General features: G+C 64.2%; 9 protein-coding genes. 2 read left to right on the forward strand and 7 right to left on the reverse strand.

The features are described 5' to 3' along the window. Positions 1-2 precede the first annotated feature (2 nt). Both Q8P38_12785 and Q8P38_12790 read left to right on the forward strand, forming a co-directional pair. Positions 3-863, forward strand: a complete 861-nt coding sequence (locus Q8P38_12785; protein MDP4015477.1) for an alpha/beta fold hydrolase — start codon at positions 3-5, stop codon at positions 861-863. An 80-nt stretch (positions 864-943) separates the two neighbouring features. After that, on the forward strand, positions 944-1,318 hold the full coding sequence (locus Q8P38_12790) for an ATP-binding protein (GenBank protein MDP4015478.1): 375 nt from the start codon (positions 944-946) through the stop codon (positions 1,316-1,318). 29 nt (positions 1,319-1,347) lie between these two features. On the opposite strand, the gene otsB is transcribed toward Q8P38_12790, so the two are convergent. The 7 genes from otsB to Q8P38_12825 all read right to left on the reverse strand — a co-directional run. Continuing rightward, positions 1,348-2,115 carry a trehalose-phosphatase gene (otsB, locus tag Q8P38_12795; GenBank protein MDP4015479.1) on the reverse strand — a complete coding sequence of 256 codons (768 nt, stop codon included), beginning with the start codon at positions 2,113-2,115 and terminating at the stop codon, positions 1,348-1,350. After that, entirely contained in the window at positions 2,112-3,569 is a 1,458-nt protein-coding gene (locus tag Q8P38_12800) for a trehalose-6-phosphate synthase (GenBank protein ID MDP4015480.1), read from the reverse strand. The genes otsB and Q8P38_12800 overlap by 4 nt, the downstream gene beginning before the upstream one ends. 12 nt (positions 3,570-3,581) lie before the next feature. Continuing rightward, positions 3,582-4,133, reverse strand: a complete 552-nt coding sequence (locus Q8P38_12805; GenBank protein ID MDP4015481.1) for a magnesium transporter — start codon at positions 4,131-4,133, stop codon at positions 3,582-3,584. 42 nt (positions 4,134-4,175) lie between these two features. Next, positions 4,176-5,381: an acyl-CoA dehydrogenase family protein gene (locus Q8P38_12810; GenBank protein ID MDP4015482.1), complete on the reverse strand. Its 1,206-nt coding sequence runs from the start codon at positions 5,379-5,381 to the stop codon at positions 4,176-4,178. Between the two features lie 71 nt (positions 5,382-5,452). Then, positions 5,453-5,983, reverse strand: a complete 531-nt coding sequence (locus Q8P38_12815) for a hypothetical protein (GenBank protein MDP4015483.1) — start codon at positions 5,981-5,983, stop codon at positions 5,453-5,455. 9 nt (positions 5,984-5,992) lie between these two features. Beyond that, entirely contained in the window at positions 5,993-6,853 is an 861-nt protein-coding gene (locus tag Q8P38_12820) for a DUF4339 domain-containing protein (GenBank protein ID MDP4015484.1), read from the reverse strand. Between the two features lie 66 nt (positions 6,854-6,919). Further along, positions 6,920-7,432: aldolase/citrate lyase family protein (locus Q8P38_12825; protein ID MDP4015485.1), on the reverse strand; the 513-nt coding region annotated here is incomplete at its 5' end.

Consider the following 7,432-nt stretch of genomic DNA (forward strand, 5'->3'; position numbering starts at 1 on the left):
TGGTGAGCACGCCTCCATTCGTCCGCCTGCCTGTCGGCGTCGAACGTGTCGAGATCGCGACCAGACGCGGCAAGCTTGCCGGCTTGCGCGCTGAGACGGACGGCCCGTCAGTCATCCTCGTTCCCGGCTTCACCGGTAGCAAGGAGGATTTCATCGCCGTGCTGGAGCCGCTGCGGGATCTTGGCTGGTCGGTTCTGGCCATCGATCAACTCGGGCAATTCGAAAGTACCGGGCCAGATGACGAGAGCGCCTACAGCTTGGACGCCCTGAGCGAGGATCTTGCCGCGGTAGCCGAGCGTCTCGACGGCCCTGTGCACTTGGTCGGCCATTCGCTTGGAGGCGCTGTGTGCCGACAGGCCACGATCGCCAGGCCGGAGCTGTTCGCGAGCCTGACGTTCCTCGGCACTGGACCCGGACCGCTGCCGACCAGCAATCACCACATGCTCAATGCTCTGCTCGGCACTATCCCCCGGCTGTCACTGGAGCGGATCTGGCAGATCAAGCTCAAGCAAGACGTGGCAGCGGGCATCCCCCAGCCACCCCCGGCCATCCTCGACTTCCTCCACGAACGCTGGATCCGAACGAACGGCTGGGCCCTGTCCGCGACGGCACGACTACTGATGGAACTGCCGGACCGCACCGCCGAGCTGCTGCACGCGGCTCGGACCGCGGATGTGCGCATCATGGTCGCGTTCGGGTCCGGGGATACCGACGCGTGGCCAGTGCACGAGCAGAGCGAAATGGCCGTGCGGCTGGACGCGACCTGTGTGGAGATCCCGGAAGCCGAGCACAGTCCAGCGGCGGAGAACCCGGCAGATACCGCTGCGGTGCTGGATAGGTTCTGGCGGAACCACCCCCAGTGAGGGATGCCAAGCCAGCCTGCGTGAGGAAGTCAACTCGGCGCCGAATGTGTGAAGCGACCGGCGCGGGGTATCCAGGGCGCGTGGACTTCCTTCTGCCTTTGGAGAGCGACCCGCAAGCAGCGGGGCATGCGAGGCAAGCCGTCAAGCACAAGCTGACGGAATGGGGTCACACCAAATGTCTCGATGACGCGCTGCTTGTCGTATCCGAACTCGTGGCGAACGCCATCCGGCACGGGGGAAGTCCTGTAGCTCTGCACCTGATGGTGCGCACGCCAGTGGTGTTGATCGGCGTGCAGGACGGAAGCCCGACGACGCCCCCAACGCCTCGCGCCCTAACCGACACACACACTGGCGGGCGGGGCATGCACCTGATATCCGCTGTGTGCAAGCGCTGGTGGTGGTACCAGTGCGAGAAAACCAAGATCGTCTGGGCCGAGATCCCCCTAGCGGCGTGACCTCGGCGGCGTGACCTCGGCGGCGTGACTCAGGCTGCCCTGTCTCTGGCGAGCTGTTCCAGCATCGCCAGCACGTCCCGCGGGTCCGCCAGCCGGTAGGTCGCCTTCGACTCACCAGGGCCGACCTTGATCCCGACATCGCCATCGCGCAGCCGGGCGAACCCCTTCTCGTCGGTGACGTCATCCCCTATGAACATGACGCGACTCGCGGCGAAGGACTCCCGCAGGATGTCCAGGGCCCGCCCCTTGTCCGTGTCGATCACCGCGAGCTCAATCACTTCCTTGCCGGGAGTCGCCTGGACCCCCGGAAGTGAAGCGGGCCCGGCCGTCACGTTCGAAATCACCCGGCTGGCGTCGGGCCGCGAGCACCGGCGCACATGCACCGCGACGCTGGCTGGCTTGGCTTCGACGGACGCGCCTGGCACACCCGCCGCAATCTCAGTGACCTCCGCGACGAGACGCCGCAGCAGCTGTCGTTGAGCACCCGTGACATCGAACGAGTCATCGAGCTCGCTTCCGTGGCTACCCACCAGAACAATCGGGTCGGCGAAGCCTGACAACGCCGTTAGGTCGGCCCTGGATCGTCCCGACACGACAGCAACGGTTGTCCCGGCGGTAGCGGCCAACCGCGCCAAGACCGCGGCGGCATCGGGTAGAGGGACCGCCTGAGACGGATCGTCAACTATCGGGGCGAGAGTGCCGTCGTAGTCAACGCACACCAGCAGGCCTTTCTCGGCGGCGACCTTGTGGACTGCGGCGCCCAAGCCCGCGGAATCCCCATCGTCGGCGATCGTCACCGATCGCCCTCGAGTCGACGTAGGAACTCCGCGGCCCATCGCGCGACGTCGTATTCGAACACCGAGTGACGCAGGGCGCTCATCCGCCGACCAGACTCTTCCGCCGGCGAACAAGCGGCATCCACGATGCTGGTCTTCAGGCCAGCGATGTCATACGGGTTGACCAGCCATGCCTCCGGCATCTGCTGCGCCGCACCGGTGAACTCGCTCAGTACCAGGGCTCCATCGTCACCCTCGCGGCAAGCCACGTACTCCTTCGCGACCAGGTTCATGCCGTCCCTGAGCGGCGTCACGAGCATCACGTCCGCTGCGACATACATCGCCACGAGCTCGTCGCGTGGCATCTGCTGATGAAGGTAGTGAATGGGAGTGACGCCGAGTTTGCCGATGTCACCGTTGGCGCGGCTGACGAGCGACTCGATCCCGTCGCGCATCCGCCGGTACTCCTCCACGCCCTCGCGGCTCGGAGTGGCGACCTGCAGAAAGACCGTCTTCTCCGGGTCGAGGTCGCCGTCCAGCAACAGCTCGGTGACTGCTTGGATCCGTACGTCGATGCCCTTGGTGTAGTCCAAGCGGTCAATGCCAAGCAGCAGCAGTTCCGGTTCGCCGAGGTCGATCCGGATCTGCCGGGCACGCTCGATCACGTCCGGGTCGGCAGCCAGGTCCGCGTAATCCTGTACTCGGATTCCGATCGGGAAGTCGTCGACCCGCACAATCCTCGTGCCGGACAACTCATCGACCACAACCCGGTCGCCGCCGGTCTTGAGCGCCAGGAACTTGCGGACCAGACGCATGAAGTTCAACGCGCCCTCATTGGTCTGGAAACCGATCAGGTCAGCGCCGAGGAGCCCCTCCAGGATCGTGCGCCGCCATGGGAGCTGGCTGAACAACTCCGGCGGCGGGAACGGGATGTGAAGGAAGAAGCCGATCTTCAGGTCCGGGCGAAGGAGCCTGAGCATCATCGGGACCAGCTGCAGCTGGTAGTCATGGACCCACACCACCGCCCCGCGCGGCGCCACCTGGGCGGCCCTGCGCGCGAACTTCTCGTTGACCCTGCGATACGCCTCGAACTGCTTGCGGTGGTAGGCCGGAGTGGCGATGACGTCGTGGTACAGCGGCCAAATCGCCCCGTTGGAGAAGCCCTCGTAGTAGGCACTGAATTCGGACGGGGTCAACAGCAACTCGTCAAGCGCCATATCCCCGGCACCTTCGGGCGGCGGCGGCGTTTCCTGGGTCCTGCGGTCCTCGAAGCGGCCACTCCACCCGATCCAAGTCGACACCCGATCCCGCAGGACAGATTCCATCGCCGTGACCAGGCCACCGGGAGCCTTGCGCCAGCCCGTATCCTCATCGTATTCCAGCGGAAGGCGGTTGGCCACGACGACCAGCGCCCGGCCGTTGTCCCGGTCAAGTCCAGGTCCAACGGCACGCTGCCAATCGAGATGCTCAGTCATGCCAAGCCCCGCCTAGGCGCCTCCATTCGGGCGCTCACCGACAGGACCACTCCCTGGCACCGCACCGGATCCGGGCTGGGCCGCAGGAGGCCAGGCGCTGGCGAGACCGAGGATATCGCGGGCCTTCGGAAGCTGTTCGGTGTCACACAAGACGTCATAGCGGGCGGCTTGTAGAGCCTGGCGGCTGATGAAGTCGCGCTTCCCGTGCGTGAACGCGTATGACACTAGGCCGAACACGATGCCGAACCCGGCGCCGTACAGCAATCCGAGCAGCACTAGCTGGGTCGGCGCCATGTCCTGAGATGCGAAGAAGCTGACGAACAGGCCAACGAGTACCCCGAGCCAGGCGAACGTAGCCATGCCACCCACAGCGGCGCGGGCCCAGGACATGCGTCCGAGGACCGACTCCACTAGGCGCAGGTCAACGCCAACGATGGCGACATGCTGAACGGGAAAGTGGTTGTCGCTGAGGGTGTCCACTGCCTTCTGCGCGCCCGCGTACTCGTCAAACGACGCCAGGACAGGCCGTTTCGTGATCTCGGCACCGAAGTCAAGAGGCGGCATGGCTGCCACCGTACACGGAATTCGGGCGCCGAGGCTCTTCGGTCACTGCCGCAGGCGGTACTCCTCGAGCAGTCGGCGACCAATGACCATGCGCTGGATGTCGGCCGTTCCCTCACCAATGAGCAGCATGGGCGCGTCCCTATAGAGCCGCTCAATCTCGTACTCCTTGGAGTAGCCGTAGCCGCCGTGGATCCGGAAGGAGTCCTGGACGACCTCGTTGCAGTACTCCGCGGCCACCATCTTGGCCATGCCGGCCTCGACGTCGTTGCGCTCGCCCGAGTCCTTGGTGCGCGCGGCGCGGACCATCATCGTGTGGGCGGTCTCGACCTTGGTCGCCATCTCCGCGAGCCGGAACAAGATCGCCTGGTGCTCGGCGATCTGCTTGCCGAAGGTCTCGCGGGTCTGGGCGTAGGCGACGGCGAGCTCGAAGGCCCGGTTGGCGATCCCGCAGGCACGCGCGGCGACGTTGACGCGGCCCACCTCGACGCCGTCCATCATCTGGTAGAAACCCCGGCCCGGTTCCCCACCAAGCAGCCGATCCGCGGGCAGGCGGAAGTTCTCCATGACCAACTCGGTCGTGTCCACGCCCTTGTAGCCCATTTTGTCGATCTTTCCGGGAATGGTCAGACCGGGCAGGACCTCCCCGAAGCCGGCCGGCTTCTCGATCAGGAAGGTCGACATCTTGCGGTAGATCGACGTATCGGCCGAGGCTTCGGCGTCAGTCCGCATGAGCACAGCGCACAAAGTTGACGAGCCACCGTTCGTCAACCACATCTTCTGCCCGTTGAGCACGTAGTCGTCACCGTCGCGGACGGCGCGGGACGTGATCGCGGAAACGTCGGAGCCGCAATTGGGCTCGGACATGGAAAAAGAACCCCGCACTTCACCTGTGGCCATCCGCGGCAGAAAGTGGGCCTTCTGCTCGTCGGTTCCGTGCTGTTTGAGCAGGTAGGCGACGATGAAATGCGTATTGATGATCCCCGAAACGCTCATCCACCCGCGAGCGATCTCCTCGACGCACAGTGCGTAGGTCAGCAGACTCTCACCGAGCCCGCCGTACTCCTCCGGGATCATCAGGCCGAAGATCCCCATCTCTTTGAGACCCTCGACGATCTGCGTCGGGTACTCGTCGGCGTGCTCCAGTTCCTGCGCGACGGGGATGATTTCGTTGTCGACGAACTCCCGCACCGCACCCAGGATTTCCTGCTGAATGTCGGTCAGTCCGTCTGTTTGCGTGAGTCGTGCCATGCGGCCGATAGTCCAATCCGAGTCAGGGCCATCGGGCGCCGGCGCGACGGCAAGTTGGTCGTTGGCGGTGACTACTTCTTGAGTGGACGAAGTCGCTCGCGCAGATTGTCCGTCTGAGCAGTGACCCACTCCACGAGTTGCGAGGCATTGACTGTGGATCCGCGAACGTAGTCGTCCAAGTCCAGCAGATAGTACGTCCGCGCGTTCACCGTGTTGAGCTGATGGTTGACCCGCACCTCGCCGGCGACCGGCATCTTGAATAGGTTCGCGAGATCAGTACGCCACATCGTGGCCAGGTCATCGGGGTCGGTGATTTTGTGGCGCATTTCGGCGGTCAGCCCGATGACGGTCTTGCTGCCAAGGGACTGCGAGATCGCGCCGGAGCCAGTCTTGCGGTCGACCGTCACGAAGACCGACGAGAGAACCGGGTCACCCGGCATCTTGAACCCGATCGTCTGTCGGCCGGAGTTCGCCGTGATGCGGAAGCACCGCCATCCCCGATGAGACAAGCCGCGAATCAACTCCCCGCAAACAATCTCGTCCTTCGATTCGCGCAATTCCGACTTGTGCGCGTAATTGGTCATCGCATTGAACAAGCCCATGGTCGCCCCTCAGCTTCCGAACCGTGATTGGACGAATGTCTGCATCGTGTAGACCACGGAGGCCAGATGCCGTCTCAGCAAGTCGTTGTCGACGGCAAAATGCTCATCGACATACCGCCCCAAGTCGAGCAACAGATCTACCTGCGCGTACACGTACCCCGAGGACAGGTCGGCATCGAACGTCACCGTCCCGGGCTCAGGGGAAACGATGAACGAACTCTGGACCTCCTGCCGAAGCGCCTGGCCGACCCGAGTGAAGTTGGGTACCCGTTGGCCGTATCCGATCACCACCTCCGCCCGATGACCAATCATCTTGGCGACGGCCGGATCGGGGGTCAGGTGCTTCAGGGTCAGCGTTACCCGCGAATGGGTCTGCGGCTCCTCGAAGCGCAACTCATGGCAGTTCGGGATGACGGGAGCTGCGCCGGCTCCAGTGGTGGTGGTTGTGGTCGCCGCCGGTGTCCCGGCCGTGCCCAGGTCAATCAGGGCGAACCCGCAGTCAACCAACGCCGTCACCACTCCACCGAGCATGACTTCATCGATCGAGGTGGCGAATTCGGTCTCCTTGTACATCACCCAGCTACGGTCGATCAAGTCGATGAACTGGTCGTCGAGCTCCTGATCCGTCAACCCGCTCATCAAGGCCGCCGACGCCGCGGTCGGGGCAACGGCAGCCGACGCACTTGCGGTCGACGTGAGTTGGGCAACCGAACTCAAGGGGGTCCAGCCACTAGCCCCTTCCCACCAGATGACAGTGGTGGCTGGAATCTGCCCCGCGTTGGCGCGCTGGACGACTGTTTCCAGTGGCTCGGGTCCGACTTGATTGCCCTGTTGGTCAACCCAACGGACCTGCTCGGTCAAATCCGGCATTCCATGTCTCCTGCCCTTGGCGCTCCGTACATGTGCTGGCTATTCGGCATCTACTTGCTGTCTTGTCTACTCGGCGGGTGGCTCGAACTTCGAAGTCCGTTGCATCCCCGCCGCCCGACCCTTGGCCGCAATGACCAGCGCCATCTTGCGCGAGGCCTCGTCGATCATCTCGTCACCCAGCATGACCGCACCTCGGGCACCGCCCTCGGCAGACGTGAAGTATGCGTAAGCATCGAGGATCAACTCGGAATGGTCGTAGTCGTCCTGGCGCGGGGAGTAGACCTCGTTCGCCGCCTCGACCTGACCGGGGTGAAGAACCCACTTGCCGTCAAATCCCAGGGCCGCCGAACGCTCGGCCACCCGGCGGTAGCCGTCGACATCGCGAATCTGCAGGTACGGGCCGTCAATGGCTTGTTTGCCGTACGCCCGGGCCGCCATCAGGATCCGCATGAGGATGTAGTGGTAGGCGTCACCCTCCGTGTAACCGGGGGGCTGCTCCCCCACGACCAGCGACTTCATATTGATGCTGGCCATGAAATCCGCCGGGCCGAAGATGATCGTCTCCACCCGATCGGAGGC

It is taken from the genome of Candidatus Nanopelagicales bacterium, assembly GCA_030700225.1.
In the GTDB taxonomy this organism is placed as follows: domain Bacteria; phylum Actinomycetota; class Actinomycetes; order S36-B12.

Bases quoted from the DNA above. Each gene is read 5' to 3' on its own strand.
- Q8P38_12800 (MDP4015480.1), bottom strand. From the start codon at position 3,569: ATGACTGAGCATCTCGATTGGCAGCGTGCCGTTGGACCTGGACTTGAC.
- Q8P38_12805 (MDP4015481.1), bottom strand. From the start codon at position 4,133: ATGCCGCCTCTTGACTTCGGTGCCGAGATCACGAAACGGCCTGTCCTG.
- Q8P38_12810 (MDP4015482.1), bottom strand. From the start codon at position 5,381: ATGGCACGACTCACGCAAACAGACGGACTGACCGACATTCAGCAGGAA.
- Q8P38_12815 (MDP4015483.1), bottom strand. From the start codon at position 5,983: ATGGGCTTGTTCAATGCGATGACCAATTACGCGCACAAGTCGGAATTG.
- Q8P38_12820 (MDP4015484.1), bottom strand. From the start codon at position 6,853: ATGCCGGATTTGACCGAGCAGGTCCGTTGGGTTGACCAACAGGGCAAT.